The following is a 20324-nucleotide window of genomic DNA, read 5'->3' as shown; positions in this document are numbered from 1 at the left end:
GTCAGTTCTCCTGGTGGGGTCGGACGGGTTCGGTGCGGATCAGGTCGGCGACCGATTTCGCCACGTGGCGGACGTGCGGCTCTTCCATGATCGTGAGGTGGTCGCCCGGTACGTCGATGACGTGGAGCGGGCCGTCGGTCATGTCGCGCCAGCCGTTGGTCGCGTCGGCGTGGCGGCTGCCGGCCGCGCCGTGCATCGCGGCGAGGACGTCGGGCAGGGGTTGCCTGGCGCGGATCAGGGTGAGTTCCTGGTCCGTTGCCTGGGGGCGGTAGTCGAGTGCTGCCTGCCAGTTCGCCTGGTAGACGCGGAAGAGTCGGCGGATGACGGCCCCGGAGCTGCCGGCCGGAAGTACCCCGGCCTCGGTGGCGAGGTGGGCGATGAAGTCGAACTTCTCCTCCAGCGAGGGCAGTTCTTCCGGTATGGCCTCCAGGGGCGCGTCTCCGCCGCGTTCCAGCCAGAGCAGTTCCCAGAAGAACCAGCCCAGCAGCGCGTCGTCGTCGTGGTGCCGGCGTGGTCCCCGGCTGAGTGCCGTGGTGTCCAGGAGTACCAGGTGGTCCACTGTCTGGCCTGCTGCCCGCAGTTGGCGGGCCATTTCGAAGGCGACGAAGCCGCCGAAGGACCAGCCGCCGATGGTGTAGGGGCCGTGCGGTTGTGCCTTGCGCAGCGCGGCGAGATAGCTGCCGGCGATGTCTTCGACGGTGCGCAGGGGCGTGGTGCCGGGATCGGCGCCGGCCGCCTGGAGGGCATGGAGCGGCTGGTCGTCCGGGAGGTGCCGGGCGAAGCCCAGATAGCACAGCACGTTGCCGCCCATGGGGTGGACCATGAACAGCGGCGGGCGGGCGCCGTGCGGGCGGATGGGCACCAGGGGGTTGTAGGTGGCGCTCGCGTTGCCTGCGCGCAGGCGTGCGGCGAGCCCGGCGACGGTGGGGGTGGCGATGAACTCGGACAGGGGGATGTTCACTCCGTAGCGCTGCTCGATCTGGACGACCAGTCGCATCGCGGTGAGCGAGGTGCCGCCGAGGTCGAAGAGGCTGTCGTGTACGCCGAGGGTGCGCTGGTGCAGCAGGTCCGCCAGCATCTGCGCCAGGGTCTGTTCGTAGGCGTCGCGGGGCTCGGCCGTGGGAGCCTGGTCGGTGGCGGCCAGGGGGAGGCGGCGCAGGGCGGCGTCGTCCCGTTTTCCGCTGGGGGTCAGCGGGAGGTCGGGTATCCACTGCAGGTGGGCGGGCATCATGTGGTCGGGCAGGACCGTGCGCAGGTGGCGACGGATGGCGGTGAGGTCGGCACCGGTGCCCTCGCCGACGAGGAAGGCCACGAGGAGGCAGTCGCCGTTGTCGTGCTGCCGTGCCACCACCGCGGTGTCCCGCAGGCCCCGGTACTGTGCGGCGAGGCCGTTGAGGGCCAGTTCGACTTCGGCGAGTTCGACGCGGTGGCCGCGCACCTTGACCTGGGTGTCGGCCCGGCCGGCGTAGGCGATGGTCCCGTCCGGCAGGACCAGGCCGAGGTCACCGGTGTCGTAGAGCATCTGGTCGCCGCCGGCGAAGGGATGGGGGATGAACCGTTCCTTGGTGAGGTCGGGGCGGCCTTCGTAGCCGTCGGACAGGCAGGTGCCGCCGAGGTGGATCGTGCCGCGCGCTCCGGCGGGCACCGGGCACAGCCGGTCGTCCAGCACATGGGCCTCGGCGCCGTCGATGGAACGTCCGATCGGGGGCAGTGTGGGGAACGTGGCCGGGTCGCCGGTGAGGGTATAGGCGGTGGCGACGTGGGTTTCGGTGGGCCCGTACTGGTTTTCCAGGACGGCGCCGGGGAGCGCGGCGCACAGCCTGCGGATCTCCCGGGTAATGCGGAGTTGTTCGCCGGAGGAGATCAGCACCTTCAGCGCCCGTGGGGTGATGTCCAGTGCCTGTGCGGTCTCGGCCAGTTGTTGGAGGGCGACGTAGGGCAGGAAGATCCGCTCGATCCCCTCGCGGTCGATGCGTCGCAGCAGCTCGGGCATGTCGCATCGCTCGGCGTCGGCCACCAGGTGCAGCGTGCCGCCGGAGCACAGGGTCGAGAAGATCTCCTGGAAGGAGACATCGAAGCTCAGGGGCGCGTACTGCAGGGTGGCGCCGCCCGGGGCACCGCTGGTGGCACGGGTTTGCCAGGCGACCAGGTTGGCCAGGGAGCGGTGCGGCATGGTCACGCCTTTGGGCCGGCCGGTGGAGCCGGAGGTGAAGAGCACGTAGGCGGTGCTGTCGGCGGGAGGGTGGGCCGGAAGCTCCATGGCCGGGTCGGGGGCCGGTTCGGTGGCGGACTCTGCGGGCAGCAGCAGGTCGGGGACGAGGTGGGCATGGGCGGCGTGGGCGATGACGCGGAAGGGCTGTGCCTGTTCGAGCATGTGGGCCAGGCGCTGGGCGGGGTAGCCGACGTCCAGCGGCACCACGGCCCCGCCGGCTCGCAGCACGCCCAGGATCACCGCGATCGTCCGGGGTGAGCGGTCCATGGCGATGCCGATGCGGGCTCGGGGCGGGGCGCCCAGCGCGCGCAGGTTCCGGGCCACGGTGTCGGCTGCCTGGCCCAGTTGCGCATAGCTCCACCGCTCCTCCCCCCTCACCAGGGCCGTTGCGTTCGGTGTACAGGTGACTTGCCGGGTGAACCGCTCGACGACGGTGGGGGTGGGGTGCGGTGTGGTCGCGGCGAGGATCGGCTCGGCTGCGAGGAACGCGAAGTCGGGCTGGGCATGCGGGTTCTGCACCATCGTGCGCAGGATCTGTGGGTAGGTGCGGGCGTAGAGGCGGAGCTGGTCGGCGGGGAGGGGGCCGCCGGCACCGTCGATGCGCAGCCACACGCGCCCGCCGTCGGGGTCGGTGACTGCGTTGACCAGGAGCCGGAAGTTGGTCTCCTCCCAGGTGTGGAAGGACCGCAGGCGCACCTCGGGCAGGCCGAGGACGTCGGCCAGTTGGTGGAAGTGCACGTAGTTGAAGGCGGTGTCCAGGACGGGGCCGCCGTGGTCCTCTTGGATGGCGCTGAGCGGGTAGCGGCGATGGGGGTGACTGTCCTGTTCCTGCTGGAAGGCGTCCCGCGCCACGTCCAGCCAGGTGGCCTGTGCGATGTCGAGCCGCAGGGGGAGGGTGTTCAGGAAGAGTCCCGCGGTGCGTTCGGCGTGGGCGAGTTCGGGCCGTCCGTGCGTGACCAGTCCGGTGGTCACGTCGTGGGTGCCGGCGAAGACGGCCAGCGTCAGGCAGTGCGCCGCGAAGAGCACGGACTTCACCGGAAGTTTGTGCTCGGTGGCGAACTGCCTTACCTCGTCGATGAGTTCACCTGGCAGGTCGGCGCGGTGCGTGGCCGGTTCGTTGCCGACGGCGGGCAGGTGCGCGGTGAACGCTTCGATCCCCGGCGGTTCGCAGCCGGCCAGCCTCTCCTTCCAGTACCGCTGTGCGCGCGGGGAGTCCAGGGCGTCGCGCTCGCATGGGACGAAGGAGGCGGCGGAGGGTGGTTGCGGGGCGTCGACGGGGCCGATGGGCAGTCCCAGGCCGTGGGCGTAGTCCTGGAGGAGTTCCTGTAGGAGGTTGGCCACGCTTCCGCCGTCGAGGAGTGCGTGGTGGAAGCTGAGGACCAGGTCGACGGTGTCGGGCCGGATGTGGGCCCGGAGGAGATACAGCGGCGCCTGGTCGAAGACGTAGGCGTGGCGGCGGCGTGCGTCGATGTGTGCGCGGACCTCGGCGTCGGCGGTGGCGCCGGCCAACGGGCGTAAGTCGACGACATCCAGGCCGCCGGGTGCCTGGGGATGGACGATCTGCAACGGCTCGGAGAAGCCGGCCAGGTCGAAGGCGGAGCGCAGGACCGGATGGCGTGCCACCAGTCCGTCGAAGGAGCGCCGGAAGGTGTCCTCGTCCCAGGGGATTTCGAGGGTGTACCGGAAGACGTCCTTGTAGGTGGCGGAGGTGGCGTATTGGCGGCTGTGGTAGAGCAGGCCGAGTTGGAGGCGGGTGAGCGGCCAGGCGTCCTCGGCGCCTTCCAGGCGGGCACGGTCCACGCCGGATATCAGGCCGAACGGCGCGGGAGCCGCGTGCTCGACGGGCGCGGCCAGGCTCTCGATGCACGTGGCCAGTCCCGCGACCGTGGGGTTGCGCAGGAGGTCGGTCAGGGAGAACCGCAGTCCCTGCGCCTCGGCCCGGGCGCGCACCTTGAGCATCAGGATCGAGTCTCCGCCGAGGGCGAAGTAGTCCTCGTGCACGCCGACGGTCTCCCGGTCCAGCACCCTGGCCCAGATCTCGGCCAGGAGGGCCTCGGTGCGGTTGCGCGGCTGTTGGCCGCGGGTCGCCGTCTCCTGCGGCAGGGGCAGCGCCCGGCGGTCGGCTTTCCCGTTGGGGGTGAGGGGAACGGCGTCGATGCGTACGAAGGAGGCCGGGACCATGAACGCCGGCAGCGTCCGTGCGAGCAGCTCACGCAGGTGTGCGGGGTCGATGACGGCGTCGGCGGCGTAGTAGCCGATGAGGTGGGTGCCGCGAGCGGGGGTGGTGTGGTCGGTGACGAGGGCGTCGCGGACGCCGGGGATCGTGCGCAGGGCGCTCGCCACCTCTCCCACTTCCACACGGTTGCCCCGGATCTTCACCTGGCCGTCGATCCGCCCGAGGTACTCCAAGGTGCCGTCCGCCAGCCATCGTGCGAGGTCACCGGTGCGGTAGAGGCGACCGCCCGGGACGAACGGGTCGCGGAGGAACTTCTCGGCGGTCAGTTCCGGGCGGTCCAGATACCCTCGGGCGACCCCGACGCCACCGATGCACAGCTCACCGGCGACGCCCACCGGCTGCGGCAGGCCGTCGGGGTCCAGGACGTAGAGCCGGGTGTTGTCGATCGGCCGGCCGATCGGGACACGGTCGATGCCGCGGGCGGGGTCACCGGGGCAGTCGTAGTACGAGACGTCGACGGTGGCCTCGGTCGGTCCGTACAGGTTCACCAGCCGTACCGGGCACGTGGCACCGGCTGCCCCGAAGAGGGCGTTGAACTGCTCGACGCGCTCGGGCGGAAGGGCCTCGCCGCTGCAGAAGACGTACCGTAACGAGCCCAGGTCCGCGCGTGCCTGTGGCGTTGCCTGGAGCAGGTCGAGGAACGGGGCGAGCATCGAGGGCACGAAGTGCACGACGCTGACGCGCTGCCGGCGGATGGTCCGCAGGATCTGCCGGGGATCCTGCTGGCCACCGGGCGGAAGCAGCGCCACCGCGGCACCCTCGATGGCCCACCAGAACAGTTCCCACACCGAGACGTCGAACGAGGCCGGCGTCTTCTGTAACAGGACGTCACCGTCGTCGAGCGGATAGCGTCGCTGCATCCACGCCAGGCGGTTGACGACGCTGTGGTGCTCCACCATCACGCCTTTGGGCCGGCCGGTCGAGCCGGAGGTGTAGATGACGTAGGCCAGGTCGCGGGAGGTGCTCAGCGGTGGGAGCGGGGCACCGCTCGGGTGCCGCAGTTCCCCGATGTGCCGCACGTTCGCCCCCGCAGGCACAGCCGCGGCAGGCTGTTCGTCATCGACCATCACCACCTTGGCGCGACTGTCGTCGAGCAGGAACCGCACACGGTCGGCCGGGTAGCCGGGGTCCACCGGTACATAGGCGCCCCCGGACTTCAACGTGCCGAGGAGCGCCACCAGTAGCTGGGGCCCCCGTTCCATCATCACCGCGACCCGGTCGCCCGGCCCCACGCCCTCGCCGCGCAGGGCCCGGGCGACGCGGTTGGCCCGTTCGTCCAGTTCCGCGTAGGTCAGGGTCCGGCCTGCGGCATCGACGACGGCCGGCTGCCCCGGCCGGCGCCTGGCCTGCTCCTCGAACAGGCCATGGAGCGTGGCCCGGTCCGCGTAGGGCACGGTCGGGCCGTGACTGCGCACCGATGTGAGGTCCTCGTGTTCGGCGGGTGTCAGCATCGACAGGGCCGTCACGGGCTGGTCCAGCATGTCCGCACCGTGCGTCAGCAGCGTGCCGAGGTGGCCGGCGACCGAGGTGACGGGCAGGTCCTGATCGAAGACGTCGAGGGCGTAGTCCAAGTCGATGTGGAGGTCGGCCGTGTCGTCGAAGGCGGACACGACGACGGCCAGGGCGTCCTGTTCGTGCGAGCGGGCCATCATGGCCGTGTGTCGCGTGATGCCCGGCAGGGGTGCCGGCCGCGACCAGCGCAGGTAGGAGAGCGTCACGTCGAAGAGTTGGCGGGGGCCCTCGGTGTTCGTGGGCAGCTCGCGCAGGACATCACCCAGCGAGAGCCGTTCGTGGTGCCGGAGCGCGACGACCGCTGCCTGGGCGTCGGCGACCATCTCCCGCACCGTCCGCCCTCCGTGCGCCGCCAGTCGCAGCGGCAGCGTGTTGGCGAACTGCCCCAGGATGTTCTTGTGGTGGCTCGCCGGCCGATTGAGGAAGGGCACGCCCAGGACCACCTCCTGACTGCGGTGCAGCCGCGTCAGCCAGGTGCCCAACATGGCGGCGAGGTAGGCGAACGGCGAGAGACCGGCGGCCCGGACCTGTTCGACGACGCGACCGTCGACGACGAACGAGTGGCGGCCGCGGCCATCCCCGCCCGGTGTCCGCGTGAAGAGCGCGGGCGCCACACCGTCGAGAGCCTCCCGGTGAAAGGCACGGTCGCGGTCCCCCTCCGCACCGGCACGGTAGGCCAACTCCTCTTCGAGGAACGCGAGGTACGAGGAAGGGGCGCGATGACCGACGCCGCCGCCCTGCCAGGCACCCACGGCCCGTGCGTAGTCCTCAAGGATCTCGTGACTCAACCGATTGACGGTCCATCCGTCGGCAACGATGTGATGGGCCTTGATGTGCAGATGTGTGACGTCCCCGCTCTCCCGGAGCAACGTGGCTTCGACCAGGGCCCCGCCCTCCACGAGCGGCAGCGCCCTCGCCATCGAGCGTCGCATCCACTCCGCACAGGCCACGTGCGGGTCGGCCTCGCCTGCGAGATCGACTCGACGGACCTGGACGCTCTCGCCCGACACCCACTGGAACGGTGTGCCCTCCGCCTCCCCGAACCGCAGCCGGAAGGTCTCGTGACGGCGCAGCGCGCGCTCGACGCATCCGGCGAGCCGGTCGTGGTCGACGTCACCGTGCAGACGCTCATGGAGGACGCAGTTGAACTGCGGCGATTGCGGAGCCTGCGAACCCGCGGCCCAGATGTCCCGCTGATACGCCGTCAGCGAGCTCCGCGCGTGTTCTTGCACCTGGGTGTCACGGGGTAATGCTCCGGCAGCCGCTTTCCTGATCATGATCAACATCATGCCTACTCACGAGTAGAAGCGTGACAGGCACAGAAGCGCCCCAGGCGAAGAGTGACCAGATCACGCCAACCACCATGAGCTCCCGAACCCGGCGCACACCAACCCCACCACCTCCACGATCCATCGCAGGATCGCTTCCGTCAGCCACAGCAGGGGCCCTCCCGACGCACCCGACTCCACTCCGGAAGTTGTCCAAATCCGCAAGGGGGACAGCCGGGACCGACGGCACCCGACTCGACTCCCCCCGCCTGCTAAAAGAGCGCTTCATCTACGGGGAAAGCGTTTCAATTCGCTGTGGTTATGGGGGTATGGGGACATCGAGGCATGGGGGTATGCGGGAATTTGGTTCGGGATTCACATGTCAGGCCAGCTCGGGGGTGGAGGGGAGCACGGAGGTGAGGCGTGCGCGCCGGAGAAGGTGCGCCGCAGCCGGCGTGGAGGATCCACGACCTACCGCCCAACGCTTTCCTCGGCGAACCACCCCACATGACTTGCGCAACACCTAAACTGAGTGGTCCGGCAGGCAACGCCGCTCCAAGCGGCGGAGCCCAACAGTGCCTCAGGGCGGCGAAGGCGAGGATGATGTGGTGGACCGGTCCGCCGAGGTGCTGGACGAAACCGCCGCCGTGTTCGGATTGCTCGGCTCACCCCCGCGCCTGCGCATCGTGTGGACGCTGCTCCACGGAGAAAGCGATGTGACGGGCCTCGCAGAGCGGGCCGGCGGCACCCTCGCGCTGCCCACAGTGAGCCAACATCTGTCGAGGCTGAAGCGTGGGGGCCTGGTGCGCTCACGGCGGGAGGGCCGACGGATCGTGTACTTCGTGGACGACCCCGATGTTGTGGCGGTGGTGCGGCTCGTGGTTGCTCAGCTCTCCGCCCGCTCCACCCCTCTCGCCACAGGTGTGAAATGCCCATAGAGGGCCGCTGATTCACCTACATCCTGGGTGACGAGTCCAATGTCGCTGAGGCCGAGTTCAACGACCCGCGTAAACCTCAGCTGGATACCGACGACCTCGACCGGTACCCGGCCTACATCCGCCTTGAGCAGGAAGGCACGACGGCTGACCGCACCTACCCGAAAGCGGCCGGAGCCATTGCAGCTGGCTCCGGCCGCCCGGACCGCACTCCAGCTCAACTCCCCGACATGAGCGGGGTGATGGCGTCCGGTCTCGCGGGCTGTGGGCTGTGCGGTTCGGTCAGCAGAAGATGGTCGTGTAGTGGGCGCCCGGTGTCGTGGAGTTCCAGTGCCACCATGCGACGTCGTTGGGCCCGATGGTGCGCGGCGGTGCGACGTAGCCGTCGGAGAGGTTCTTGGCGCAGACCGTCACCGCGGAGTCGCTGCAGTTCTTGTAGTACTGGTCCATCGGCTTGCCCTCCGGGTTCTCGGGCACGAACGACGTCCAGCACGGGTGGTCCGCGAGCGCCGGGGTGCCGGTCGTCGCGGCGCGAACGGAGGCGTTTCGGGTGGCCTGGTCCTGAGTGGGCGCGGCGGATGCGGTGGTGGAGGCCGTCAGTATCGCGCCGACCGCCACAGCGGCCATCGCGACCGCGGCGGCACCGTTGCGGATCTTCATCGTGGTGTTCCTCTCGTGTGTGGTGCGTTCTCGTGTGTGGTGTGTTCGGCACGGGCTACGGCGTGGCCCGTGCCGGGCCGGCGCGGACGGCGTCACTCCGAGTTCTGTCCGGGCACCTCCCGAAAGGGGTGCGGCGCCCGGGGTCAGTAGCTCGGCTCCCCCGTCGTTCAGCCGATCCGTAGCCAACGTTGGTGCACCGCAGGGTTGTTGGGCAGCACATTTCCTGTGCACAACAATCCGCGGGCGGCGGCCGGAAAGGACCGCATCCGCCATGAGCATGTCTTGTGGGGCGCGGCGGAACATGCCTAGCGTGGCGGGCAATCAGGACACCGCGGGGGACGTGGAACAGCGTGGGGGGGGACAGGGAGCACCGCGGAGGACGGGGAACAGCGCGGGGGACGGGGACGACATGGGGCGTCGTGAGAATCCGGTGGATCCGACGGCCGGGCCGGTGCAGCGGCTTGCGTTCGAGTTGCGCAAGTTGCGCCAGGGGGCGGACGGCATCACCTATCGGGAGATGGCGCGGCGGGTTCCGTACTCCGTGCCCACGCTCTCCCAGGCGGCCGCGGGCGAGAAACTGCCGTCCCTCGCGGTCACCCTGGCCTACGTGGCGGCGTGCGGCGGGGACGCCGAGGAGTGGGAGCTGCGGTGGCGCCAGGTGTGCGAGGAACTGGCCGCGCGGTCGGCCGGCGGGGACGGTGCGGGTGCGCCGTATCGGGGGCTGGCCCGCTTCGAGGCCGATGACCACGCGCGGTTCTTCGGCCGCGACGCGCTCACCGACACGCTCGTGCAGTTGGTGCGCGAGCACCGGGTCGCGGCTCTCTTCGGCCCCTCCGGGAGCGGCAAGTCCTCCCTGCTCCGTGCCGGGCTGATCCCACGCCTGCAGTCCACCGAGGATGCCGGTCTGCGTCCTGCCGCGCTGCGGATCGTCACCCCCGGGCCGCATCCGCTGCGCAACCATGGACGGCTGTTCGGCCCGTCCGAGGCGGAGGGGGATGTCTGGCTGATCGTCGACCAGTTCGAGGAGCTGTTCACCCTCTGTGCCGACGCGGAGGAACGCAGCCGGTTCATCGACCTGCTGCTGGCCGCGGAGGATCCCGGCAGACGGCTGCGGGTGGTGCTGGGCGTGCGCGCGGACTTCTACCCCCGCTGCGCCGAGCACCGAGGGCTGGTGACCGCTCTGCAGCATGCGACGCTCATGGTCGGTCCCATGAGCCCGGCCGAGTTGCGCGAGGCCATCGTCAGGCCCGCCACGGCCGCGAACGTCGTCGTCGAGCGGGCCTTGACCAACCGGCTGATGGGCGAACTGGCCGACGCGCCGGGCGGATTGCCGTTGCTGTCGCACGCGCTGCTGGAGACCTGGCGCCGCCGCCGCGGCAGGACCATGACCGTGGACGCCTACGAAGCGGCGGGCGGTGTGCACGGCGCCGTCGCCCAGACCGCCGAAGACGTCTACACCGGCCTCTCCCCGGCCCAGGCACGTCTGGCCAGGCGCATCCTGCTGCGGCTCATCGCTCCGGGCGACGGAACGCAGGACACCCGACGCCCCGTCCCGCACGTCGAGCTCGACACCGGTGAGCCGGCCGGCACCCGTATCGTCCTCGAACGGCTGGCCGGCGCCCGGCTGATCACGCTCGATGACGGCATCGTCGACCTCGCCCACGAAGCCCTGATCACCTCGTGGCCACGCTTACGCGGCTGGATCGAGGAACACCGCGACCGGCTGCGCATCCACCGAAAGCTGACCGAGGCCGCGCAGGCATGGCAGGAGCTGCGGTGCGACGCCGGGGTGCTGTACCGCGGAGCCCGTCTGGCCACGGCGAAGGACGCCTTCGCCACTCCCCCGGCACGGGCCGAACTCACCGTCCTGGAAGGGAAGTTCCTCGATGCTTCGATCGCCGCCGAAGAAGGCGAGCGGGCCGCCGCCCGTCGCCGTACCCGTCGCCTTCGTCAACTCGTCGCGCTGCTCACCGCCGCGGTCCTGGTGGCCGGCGTCAGCACCGTCCTCGCCTTCCGCGCGGAGCGGTCCTCCGACCGGGAACGCGACATCGCGGTGTCGCGACAGGTGGCGATCGAGGCCATGGCGCAGCGGGCCACCACTCCTGCCCTGGCGGCACAACTCGGTCTGGCCGCCTACCGCCTGGCCCCCACCACCGAAGCCCTGGGCGCCGTGCTCAGCACGTTCGCCACGCCCTACGCCCACCAGCTGACCGGCGTCGCCAGTGCCGTGGGCTTCAGCCCGGACGGGCGGGTCCTGGCCACCGCGACCGAGGACCACGCGGTGCGGCTGTGGAACCTCACCGGTCCGAGCGGCCCGGGCGGTCCAACGGGGCTGGCCACCCTCACCGGACACTCCGACACGGTCCGTTCGGTGAGGTTCAGCCCCGACGGCCGTCTTCTGGCCACCGCCGCCGTCGACCGGACCGTCCGCCTGTGGGACGTCACCCGTCCCCAACGCCCCCAACGCCTGGCCACCCTCGGCAACCACACCGACAATGTCTGGTCGGTGGCATTCAGTCCCGACGGGCACACCCTCGCGGTCGCCGGCGACGACCGCCGCACCGTGCGACTGTGGAACGTCACCGACCCCCGGCACCCCGACCGGCTCGCATCTCTGGTCGGTCACACCGACACCGTGCTGTCGGTGGCGTTCAGCCCCGACGGCCACACCCTGGCCACCGCCGGAGACGACCACACCGCCCGCCTGTGGGACGTGAGCGATCCCCGTCATCCCCACGGCCTCGCCACTCTCGACGGCCACACCGACACCGTGTGGTCGGCCGTCTTCAGCCCCGACGGACGCACACTCGCCACCGCCAGTGCGGACCGGACCGCACGCCTGTGGAACATCTCCGATCTCGAACATCCACGGCATCTCGCCACCCTCTGGGGACACACGGACGCCGTCCGCTCGGCGGTGTTCAGCCCGGACGGGCGCACGCTCGCCACCGCCGGCAACGACCACACCGCCCGCCTGTGGGAGGTCACCGACCCCGAACATCCCCACCACCTCGCCACGCTCACGGGCCATACCGACAACGTGGTGCAGGCGGCCTTCAGCCCGCAGGGCCATACCCTGGCCACGGTCGGCGACGACTCCACCGCACGGCTGTGGGACCTTCCCGGCCCGATCCTCACCGGCCACACCGACGGCCTCTACAGCGCGGCGTTCACTCGCGACGGCCACACCCTGGCCACCGCGGGAATCGATCACACCGTGCGCCTGTGGAACGTCACCGATCCCCACCATCCGCAACAACTCGTCACCCTCACCGGCCACTCCGGCACGGTCCGCTCGGTCGCCTTCCGTCCCGACGGCCGGCTGCTCGCCACGGCCGGCGACGACCGCACCGCACGCCTGTGGGACGTCACCGATCGCCGGCACCCGCGCCCCGTGGCCACCCTTCACGGCCACCGGGACACGGTGTGGAAGGCCACGTTCAGTCCCGACGGACACACCCTCGCCACCACCAGCGAAGACGCCACCGCCCGCCTGTGGGACGTAGCAGACCCCTACCGCCCCACGCTCGCGGCCGAGCTGGACGGACATCGCAACAACACCGAAGGGGCGGCGTTCAGCCCCGATGGTCACCTCCTGGCAACGACCAGCCAGGACCGTACCGTCCGCCTGTGGGACATCGCCGATCGCCGGCACCCGCACGGCCTCGCGGTCCTGACCGGCCACACCCAGTCCGTCCGTTGCGCCGCCTTCAGCCCCGACGGCCACACGCTCGCCACGGCCGGCCTCGACGGCACCGCACGCCTGTGGGACGTCACCGATCCGCAGCATCCCCACCGCCTGTCCGTCCTCACCGGCCACACCAACGCCGTCTACGGCGTGGCGTTCAACGGCGACGGTCGCGTCCTGGCCACGGCGAGCGCCGACACCACCGCGCGCCTGTGGGACGTCGCAGACCCCGCAAGGCCGACGGCACTGGCCACCCTCGCCGGCCACACCGACCGCGTCTACGGACTGGCCTTCAGCCCCGACGGCCACACGCTGGCCACCGCCGGAGACGACCACACCGCCCGCCTGTGGGAGACCGACCCGCAGCGCGCCGCCGCTCGGATCTGCACCACCGTCCACCCCGCACTCACCCACTCCGGCTGGAACCGCTTCTTTCCCGGGCTCCCGTATCACCCGCCGTGTGCATGAAGGAAGGGCCTCGTGGTGCCGGCCTGCCGTGCCGGGTACGCGTACGGGTGCTGCGACTCACCCTGTTTGCGTGCTCCGACGTACCGTCAGGCGGCACCGGGACTCGGACGCTCCGCACCTCCGAACTTCCGAGCAGCCAGGCCGAAGACGAGACCGCCGACCAGGAACCAGGGGTTCCACAGCACCAGCGTCCACAGTCGTTGTTCCGGGCTTACGTCGATCTCCTGGCCCGCTGTGCCGGTCAGCAGCAGCATCTCGACGGCGATACCACGCACCAGCAGCACAGCGCAGACGCACCAACCCAAAGCCTTGACCGCCAGTCCTGCCGGGCCACCAGGCCGCGGCCTGGCGAGCAACCATCCCAGCACAGCGCCGACCAGGCACAGTGTTCCCACACCCCACAATCCCAGCGCCACAAACCACCCGGGGCGTTCCTCGGCCAGCGGCCCCGCTGAGACGCTCAGGCCCCAGCTGCCGCCCAACGCCCAGTAGAAATGCAGCAGGGCGAAAGCGACCGCCCAGGCACACGCGCTACGCCCCCACACCCCGGGCGCCCTGTCAACAGTCATGTGACGGCTCTCAACCGATCCCGGTGACCGTCGAGGCCACGGACAGGAGCAGGGCGCCCAGCGTGCCCACAGCGCAGTAGAGAAGCAGCTTGCGACGCCTGTCGTCGTCGCGGTGGCGGACATACAGCGCGGTGGCGCCGGCGAAGGCCAGACCACCCACGATGAACCACGGGCCCCACAGATAGAGGTACCAACCAGTCAGCGCAGCCAGATCCGGTTCGACGGAGGCGGCCCCAGTCTCGACCAGCACCCCGTGGACGACGAACAGGCCGCCATGCCACGTGAGCAGGGTCGCCGCGGCGCCGCCGCAGAACACCATGAGTCGACTGGTCCACAAGCCCCGCGGGCGCGTCAGGCCGATGCCGACCAGGGCCCCGAAGAGCTTCAGAAAGCCGGTTACCACCAGGACTGTCAAGAACCAGGGCACTCCGTCGCGAGCGAGCTTCACCAATGACGGCGACACGGTTGACTGCGCACCGAAGGTATTGCCCGTTGCCCAGACGAAGCTGGGTACCGCGAACAAGATCCCCCATGCCGCGGCGGCGTATCCAGGCCATCTGCTCAGGTGGAGGCGGGCTGCCCGGGGCGGGACGGGACGCGTGGCGTCGTCGTCCAAGGAACACATGAGTGACATGCCTCGATCATGGTTCGGCGCGTGACGATATGCCTCGTCCGCACGGATGATCTACCTTCCGCGGATTGCGTTGCGGACGTATCCGCACGCCCTCCGGGGAACACCAGTCGTAGTGGCCAAGCGCCCCTGAACCGGGCGGTATGCGCCTAGCATCCCACCATGCGCCACAGGTTTGCCGTGACAGCTGTGACAGTTGCCCTGCTCGCCGGGCCGGCTGCCGTGTCGGGTTGTGCCACCGACAGCGTACCGGCCAGGAGCACTCCGGTCTCCGCATCGCCCTCGTCCTCCCCGCTCGCCAGTGCCACCGGGCCCGCGCAGATCTGGTCCGCGCAGCGGATGCGGAGTGCGCGGCCGTTCCGCCACCAACCGGGGGTCTCGCACACCCCGCCGCCCACCACGTCCAACGCCCGCGTGGGCGCGCTGTTCAGCCACGGTGGCAGCGGCGACCACTTCTGCACCGGGAGCGTCGTGGACAGTCCCGGCAAGTCCGTGGTGATCACCGCTGCGCACTGCATTCACACCGGCAAGGGTGGCGGCTACCAGACGGACCTGGCTTTCGTCCCGGGCTACCGTGACGGGCAGACGCCCAACGGCACCTGGCCGATCACGAAGATGGTGGTGGACGACCATTGGGCGCAGTCCTCCGACCCCGGATACGACGTGGGGTTCGTCATCGTCGGCAAACTCGACGGCAAGCGGATCGCCGATGTTCTGGGCGCCAACAGCTTCGGCTACGACGTCGGATACGGCAACAGCGTGCGGATCACCGGCTATCCGGCCAGCGGCCAGGACCCCATCTCGTGCGTCAACAAGTCCACGAAGTTCCAAACGGGCCAGATGAAGGTGGACTGCACCGGCTACAGCGGCGGAACCAGCGGCAGCCCCTGGCTGACCCACTTCAACCGCGCCACTCGCACCGGCGAGGTCATCGGTGTCATCGGCGGCTACCAGGCCGGCGGTGACACCGACGACACCTCCTACAGCCCCTATTTCAACGACGCCATCAAGTCCCTCTACGACAAGGCCGTCAGCGAGGAGAGCCACACGGTCGGCGCCCCTTCCCATACACCGCAGTCTTGAGGCGACGGCGGCAGACTGCACCGGCACCACCATGATGACGACGGCCAGGCCACTGTCCTGCGTGAAGTGGGCCTTCCGCTTCCAAGCATGGCGTGTGCAGTGCGTGAAGGGTGTGACGTTTCGCTCTTCGCACCACACCAGAGCGTGCAGTCTGGCGCATGCGGGAGCCGTTCAAGGGTCCCCGCTCGCCGTGTGCCATGCATGGCGACCCATCGGAGAAAAAGGACGCCCGTCACCATGAGCAACACCTCCGGCATCGAGACCCGCGAGATCGCCGACGACGACCTGGACAACGTCGCCGGCGGCCTCTCCGTCAGCGGCACCCTGGACGGTCTCACCGCCAAGTTCGCCCCCGGCCCCAACGGCGTGCCCGTCCTCACCGGCGGTTCCGTGAAGTCCATCAGCGTGACTGTCTCGGACATCCCCCTGGGCCCGATCGGCGGCTGACATACGGCGATCGCTGTCGACGGATCCTCCCGCCGACATGGCGCGGCGCCAGCCCAAACGGGCTGGCGCCTTTCCCTTGCACTGCGTGCATGACCTCGACGAGGTGCCGTGGCTGCCCCGCGAGTTACCAGTCCCGCGCGTTCTTCGCCAGCACGCTCCTCAGGACGCGCCAGGAGAGGTCCGAGTACGTCTGGAACTGCTTCTTCTCGTGCGTGACTTCGTCGATGTAGTCGAAGGCATCCCGCGAGTGGGAGTCGTCGAGTGCCACGCTCAGCTCGTCCTGGTTGAGGTAGACGTGGAAGCTGGCCCCGAAGTCGCCGGTGTCGTTGAGGAGTTTGGTGGGGTTGGGGCCGCCGTCCAGGGGACAGAACACCTTGTGCACCGCGTAGTTGTCCTTGGTCAGCCAGGCGCACTGACCCGGTGTGAGCGTGACCAGGCCGCGTTTTTGCGCGTCCCAGTCCAGGGTGGCGTAGGACATCACGTCGATCTGCCCGGCGAGGCAGTAGACGATGCCGGTGGTCTCGCCGTGCGAATGCATCGGCGAGTAGTGCTGCGCCGGCCAGATCTCCAGCACCACCGGTGATCCGTAGTCGCCCTCGTGGGTCACCTCGTACCCGTGCTCCGCGGCGAGGTCGTCGTAGTCGCCCTTGCCGGTGCAGGCCACGCGGATGTACGGCGGGTGACTGTCGTCGCCGCCTTGCTTCGGATCCGACTTGTTGATCAGGATCTGCCGCAGCAGCGGCTCGCGGGCCCCGGGCGCGGCCGGGGCCAGGAGTTGGCGGATGCCCTCGATCTCCCAGGCCGAGAACCGGATGTCTGCCGCCTTGCGTGCCAGATCCATGACCGCGGGCGGCACCATGAGCTGACGCGCGTATTCGTCGAACGACGACGCCTGGGTGATGACCAGCGAGGGAGAGATCTTCTCGGCAGCGAGGCGCAGCTGCCTCTCCTCGTCCTTCGAGATGTAGAAGGGAGGGCCGACCTGGGTGTTTTTCTGCTGAGTCATGCAGGCGACCCTTCCACCGACCCCCACACCCGGAAAGGGGGCACGCATGATCCGGCCACGCGCCAACTCGGCATGTTCCGCCTGCGGATAGGCCCATTCGCTGGTGTACTGCCGGTGCCTGCACACGGCGCGCCACACCGTTCTCTCCTGTCACAACGAAAAGCCCGGCGGATTGGCGTGGATGCCCTTATACCCTTCCCGCTGAGGCTGCCTGGTCCTCGCGAACGGACCGAACAGGCCGTAGCACGGTGCGACGGCCCTCGCCGCGGAGCGAGGGGGGCCACGTTCAGCAGTTCAGTAGTTCAGTAGTTCAGCGCGAACAGATTTGCTGTGACGGGGAATTCTCCATGAGTTGAACAGAAAGGAAACGTGCGGCAACACCCCACTCTCCCCCCTAACACCCCCCTCAATGCGGCGCCCCCTACATGGGGAACGGCGGTGTTGCCCAAATGTTGCTTAAGCAGTTGCGGAACGGTGGGCCGGCCGGCGTGGCATGCGGCGAGCGGGATGTACAGTCCGCGGAACCTCATGAGTGAGCACCGGGTCGCCCGGCGAGCAGCTCGGCGAGACCGATGCGGCAGGACCGATGAGAACGGATGGACATGCCTGTTTTTGATCCGCTGCCCGCGGCACCCGCGGTGGGTGATCTTCCTCTGCACCTGTGGGACGCCGCGGACTTCACGGTGGTGCCATGGCCGGCGGACACCTGGAAAATCGGCTACAACTCGCACACCTGGTTGTTGGCACGCGACGGCGACCGTGCGGTGCTGAAAGCCGTACCGAAGGGATACGGCGTCAAGTTCGCCTCCGGTCTCCGGGCGGCGGAGATGGCGGAACGGGCGGGCGTACCCTCCGCGGCGCCGCGCCGCACCCTTGCCGGCGAGGTCGTCGCGGAGCAGGGAGACTGGTGCTGGGGGCTGTTGGAGTACCTGGACGGCCGGCCGACCGACACCGACGAGCCGGCCGAACTGGCCATGGTGGGACGCACGTTGGGCCGTATCCATGAGAGCCTGCGCGCGGTGCCTCCGCTGCCGGAGACGATGGTCTGGTCGCGGATGGAGTGGCTGCTCGAACCGCAGCCGTTCCTCGCGGACCTGGAATGGATCCAGCAGGCCATTCGCGAGGGCTTCGCCGCGCTGCCCGAAAAGCTGTCGGACGGCATCATCCACTGCGATCCCCGGCTGACCGAGTTCCGCTTCGACGGCGCCAAGGTCGGGCTGCTCGACTGGGGCGAAGTCATGCACGGGCCGCACATGTTGGACGTCGCGACCACTTTGAGTTTCGCGGAGCCGGAAATCGATCCGACGCCGTTTCTGAGCGGCTATCTGGAGACGTCACCGGCCGGCGTCGAAGAATATGCGCAGCTGCCGACCATGTTGAAACTGCGGGCCGCCATCGAAGGGTGGATCTACGCCCGCCGACGGCACTTCGAAGTCGATCTCGGGCAGGTCGGCGAGCACACGAACAGCACGCTGATAGAGCGGGCGCGAGAGAACATCGCGGCCGCCGACGCATTGCCGGCCGACCACTACCTGATCTGAGTTGCACCGTAGTCGCCGGGCGCCGGCCACCCACCGCGCCCGGTGATTTTCACTGTCTGCGGCTCTTCACCCGTGTTGCAGTGCTCGCCCGTGTCGCAGTGCCGCAACGGCGTCGCGAATGGGTACGTCCCCGGCGGAGACGGCCAGTGTCCCACGCACCGGTACGGGGCCGGTCAGTATGTTGCAGACGGTCGTGGCCAGGTCGGTCCGGGCGATTCGTCCGTCGGGGCGGGGGTCCGCTCCGGTTCGCACCCGGATGCGGCCGGTCGCGGGGGTGTCGTCGAGGCTTCCGGGGCGGAGCACGCACCAGTCCAGGTCTCTTTCGCGCAGGGCGTGTTCGGCCTTTGCCTTCTCCCGCAGGTAGGCCGGGAGCCGGTCGCCCAGTTCGGCCCGGACCGCCTCGTCGGGCAGCAGTGCGCTCACCATCACGTACCGGCGCACACCGGCCCGTTCCGCGGCCCCGGAGAGCAGCTCGGCCGGGGAGGCCGTGGCGGTGGCGGCGCCCAGCGAACCGGGGCCGGTACCGGTGCCGGCGGCCAGGACGACGGCACCGGCGCCGGCGAGGGCCCGTGACAGCCCGTCGCGCACCGGGTCACCGCCGGTGTCCAGCAGGACCGGCTCGACGCCCGCCGCCCGCAGCGGCTCCCGCTGCGCTGCCTTGCGGATCAGTCCGACCGGAGTGCACCCGTACGCCGGCAACGCCTGTGCCAGTCGGGCGCCGAGACCCGTGGTGATGCCCAGGACGACCACGCGCATCGTCAGCCCGCCTCTCCGGCGGGGCCGGCGAGGCCCGCCCCGGGTTCGTCGGACGCCTCGTGCTCCTCGGGCTCCTCGGTCCGCTTGGGCAGGGTGAGGGCCAACGCGGCGGACAGCACGGCGGCCACCGAACCGGAGCCGAGGGAGGCGGCGGGGCCGGCGAGGTCCAGCAGGCGGCCGCTCAGCGGCAGCATGGCGGCGGCGCCGGCGGTCGTCGCGGTGGCCAGCCAGCCGAACGCCTCCGCGCGGCGGTGTTCCGGTGTCAGGTCGCCGATCCGGGAGTTGCTCGCGCCCAGGCTCGGCGAGACCACAGATCCGGTGACCACCATCACGAGAGCCAGCAGCCATACGGGAGTTGCGCCGCTCGCCGGAGGGAGCAGGAGGGCGAGGACGCCGGTGCCGGCCGCGAGGCCGCCGATGCCCAGGGCGCTGCTGCGCTTCCCGCCGCGGCCGACGGCGAGCAGTCCGCCGAGTGCGGAGCCCAGGCTGAAGAGCGCGATCAGCACGCCGGCGATGCCCGGTGTCCCGCGGTCGCGGCCCCAGGCCACCACCGAGAGGTCCACCGAGAACAGCGCGGCCATCAGGAAGAACGGGACGAGGATGGCGCGTACGAAGACCTGGTCGCGCAGGAGGGAGCGCTGCTTGCCGTGGGTGCCGGGTTCGGAGCCGGTGGTGGCGGGGAGTTCGGTGCGGTCCAGTCCGGCCGCGCGCAGTACCAGCCCGAAGAGCAGTGAGCCGCCGGCGGCGAGCGCCGCGCAGACCACCACGGCCGCCGTGCCCCCGGAGAGGGTGACCACGCCGGCCGCCAGCAGGGGGCCGGCCATTGCCACGATCTCGTAGCCGGTGGCCTCCAGCGTGAACAGCGACTCGCGGACCTCTCCCTTGGCCAGTCGGGGCCACAGGGCCCGGGATATCTGGGAGATCGGGGGCAGGGTGAGTCCGGTGAAGAAGGAGATCGCCACGGCCACGGGCCAGGCGCCGGCGGGGAGCAGCACCGCCGCGAGGAGCAGGGCGAGGAGCCCCACGGTGTACCCGCCGCCGGTGACGAAGAGCAGTGTGCTGGCCGAGCTGCGGTCGGCGACCCGTCCCCGGATCGGGCCGGCCACCGCCTGGCCGATGGCCATGGCGCCGGTCACCAGGCCGACGGTGGTGTAGCCGCCCGTCCAGCCGGCGATGAGGAAGGACAGCGCGACCGGCAGGCCGCTCAGGTGGATGCGGCCGAGGAGCGACAGCGGGAGCAGCGTCTTCAGCCGTGGGATTGCGGACAGCGCGCGTAACGAACTGGACATTGCTGACTCTCCTCGTGTGGTGC

At 70.1% G+C, this 20324-nt stretch carries 12 protein-coding genes; 5 read left to right on the top strand and 7 right to left on the bottom strand.

From position 1 onward, the window contains the following. Position 1: 1 nt before the first annotated feature. On the bottom strand, positions 2 to 7192 hold the full coding sequence (locus ACRAS8_RS34895) for an amino acid adenylation domain-containing protein (protein ID WP_438490040.1): 7191 nt from the start codon (positions 7190 to 7192) through the stop codon (positions 2 to 4). 644 nt (positions 7193 to 7836) lie between these two features. Here ACRAS8_RS34895 and ACRAS8_RS34890 point away from each other — a divergent pair. Next, positions 7837 to 8166 (top strand): ArsR/SmtB family transcription factor, encoded by a 330-nt coding sequence (locus tag ACRAS8_RS34890; protein WP_438490039.1) that lies wholly within the window; start codon positions 7837 to 7839, stop codon positions 8164 to 8166. A gap of 279 nt (positions 8167 to 8445) precedes the next feature. On the opposite strand, the gene ACRAS8_RS34885 is transcribed toward ACRAS8_RS34890, so the two are convergent. After that, positions 8446 to 8823, bottom strand: a complete 378-nt coding sequence (locus tag ACRAS8_RS34885; protein WP_438490038.1) for a hypothetical protein — start codon at positions 8821 to 8823, stop codon at positions 8446 to 8448. 409 nt (positions 8824 to 9232) lie between these two features. Here ACRAS8_RS34885 and ACRAS8_RS34880 point away from each other — a divergent pair, with 409 nt between their 5' ends. Next, positions 9233 to 12979, top strand: a complete 3747-nt coding sequence (locus tag ACRAS8_RS34880; RefSeq protein ID WP_438490037.1) for an nSTAND1 domain-containing NTPase — start codon at positions 9233 to 9235, stop codon at positions 12977 to 12979. An 86-nt stretch (positions 12980 to 13065) separates the two neighbouring features. On the opposite strand, the gene ACRAS8_RS34875 is transcribed toward ACRAS8_RS34880, so the two are convergent. Both ACRAS8_RS34875 and ACRAS8_RS34870 read right to left on the bottom strand, forming a co-directional pair. Next, entirely contained in the window at positions 13066 to 13548 is a 483-nt protein-coding gene (locus ACRAS8_RS34875) for a DUF3995 domain-containing protein (RefSeq protein ID WP_438490036.1), read from the bottom strand. 10 nt (positions 13549 to 13558) lie between these two features. Continuing rightward, positions 13559 to 14071, bottom strand: a complete 513-nt coding sequence (locus ACRAS8_RS34870) for a DUF3995 domain-containing protein (protein WP_438490035.1) — start codon at positions 14069 to 14071, stop codon at positions 13559 to 13561. Positions 14072 to 14341: 270 nt separating this feature from the next. Here ACRAS8_RS34870 and ACRAS8_RS34865 point away from each other — a divergent pair, with 270 nt between their 5' ends. Then, positions 14342 to 15262, top strand: coding sequence for a trypsin-like serine peptidase (locus tag ACRAS8_RS34865; protein ID WP_438490034.1), 921 nt, complete (start codon positions 14342 to 14344; stop codon positions 15260 to 15262). Between the two features lie 237 nt (positions 15263 to 15499). Further along, positions 15500 to 15709 (top strand): hypothetical protein, encoded by a 210-nt coding sequence (locus tag ACRAS8_RS34860; protein WP_438490033.1) that lies wholly within the window; start codon positions 15500 to 15502, stop codon positions 15707 to 15709. A 124-nt stretch (positions 15710 to 15833) separates the two neighbouring features. Here the strand turns inward: ACRAS8_RS34860 and ACRAS8_RS34855 are convergent, their stop codons facing one another. Then, complete coding sequence (locus ACRAS8_RS34855) at positions 15834 to 16715, bottom strand: hypothetical protein (protein ID WP_438490032.1); 882 nt, start codon at positions 16713 to 16715, stop codon at positions 15834 to 15836. Positions 16716 to 17311: 596 nt separating this feature from the next. On the opposite strand from ACRAS8_RS34855, the gene ACRAS8_RS34850 reads away from it, so the two are divergent. Continuing rightward, on the top strand, positions 17312 to 18256 hold the full coding sequence (locus ACRAS8_RS34850; protein WP_438490031.1) for a phosphotransferase enzyme family protein: 945 nt from the start codon (positions 17312 to 17314) through the stop codon (positions 18254 to 18256). 66 nt (positions 18257 to 18322) lie between these two features. On the opposite strand, the gene ACRAS8_RS34845 is transcribed toward ACRAS8_RS34850, so the two are convergent. Together ACRAS8_RS34845 and ACRAS8_RS34840 are read right to left on the bottom strand one after the other, a co-directional pair. Further along, complete coding sequence (locus ACRAS8_RS34845; protein ID WP_438490030.1) at positions 18323 to 19012, bottom strand: NAD(P)H-binding protein; 690 nt, start codon at positions 19010 to 19012, stop codon at positions 18323 to 18325. 2 nt (positions 19013 to 19014) lie between these two features. After that, positions 19015 to 20301 carry an MFS transporter gene (locus ACRAS8_RS34840; protein WP_438490029.1) on the bottom strand — a complete coding sequence of 429 codons (1287 nt, stop codon included), beginning with the start codon at positions 20299 to 20301 and terminating at the stop codon, positions 19015 to 19017. Between the last annotated feature and the right edge of the window lie 23 nt (positions 20302 to 20324).

This window comes from Streptomyces sp. S186, assembly GCF_051603415.1.
In the GTDB taxonomy this organism is placed as follows: domain Bacteria; phylum Actinomycetota; class Actinomycetes; order Streptomycetales; family Streptomycetaceae; genus Streptomyces.
This window is presented reverse-complemented; position numbering and strand designations above follow the sequence as displayed.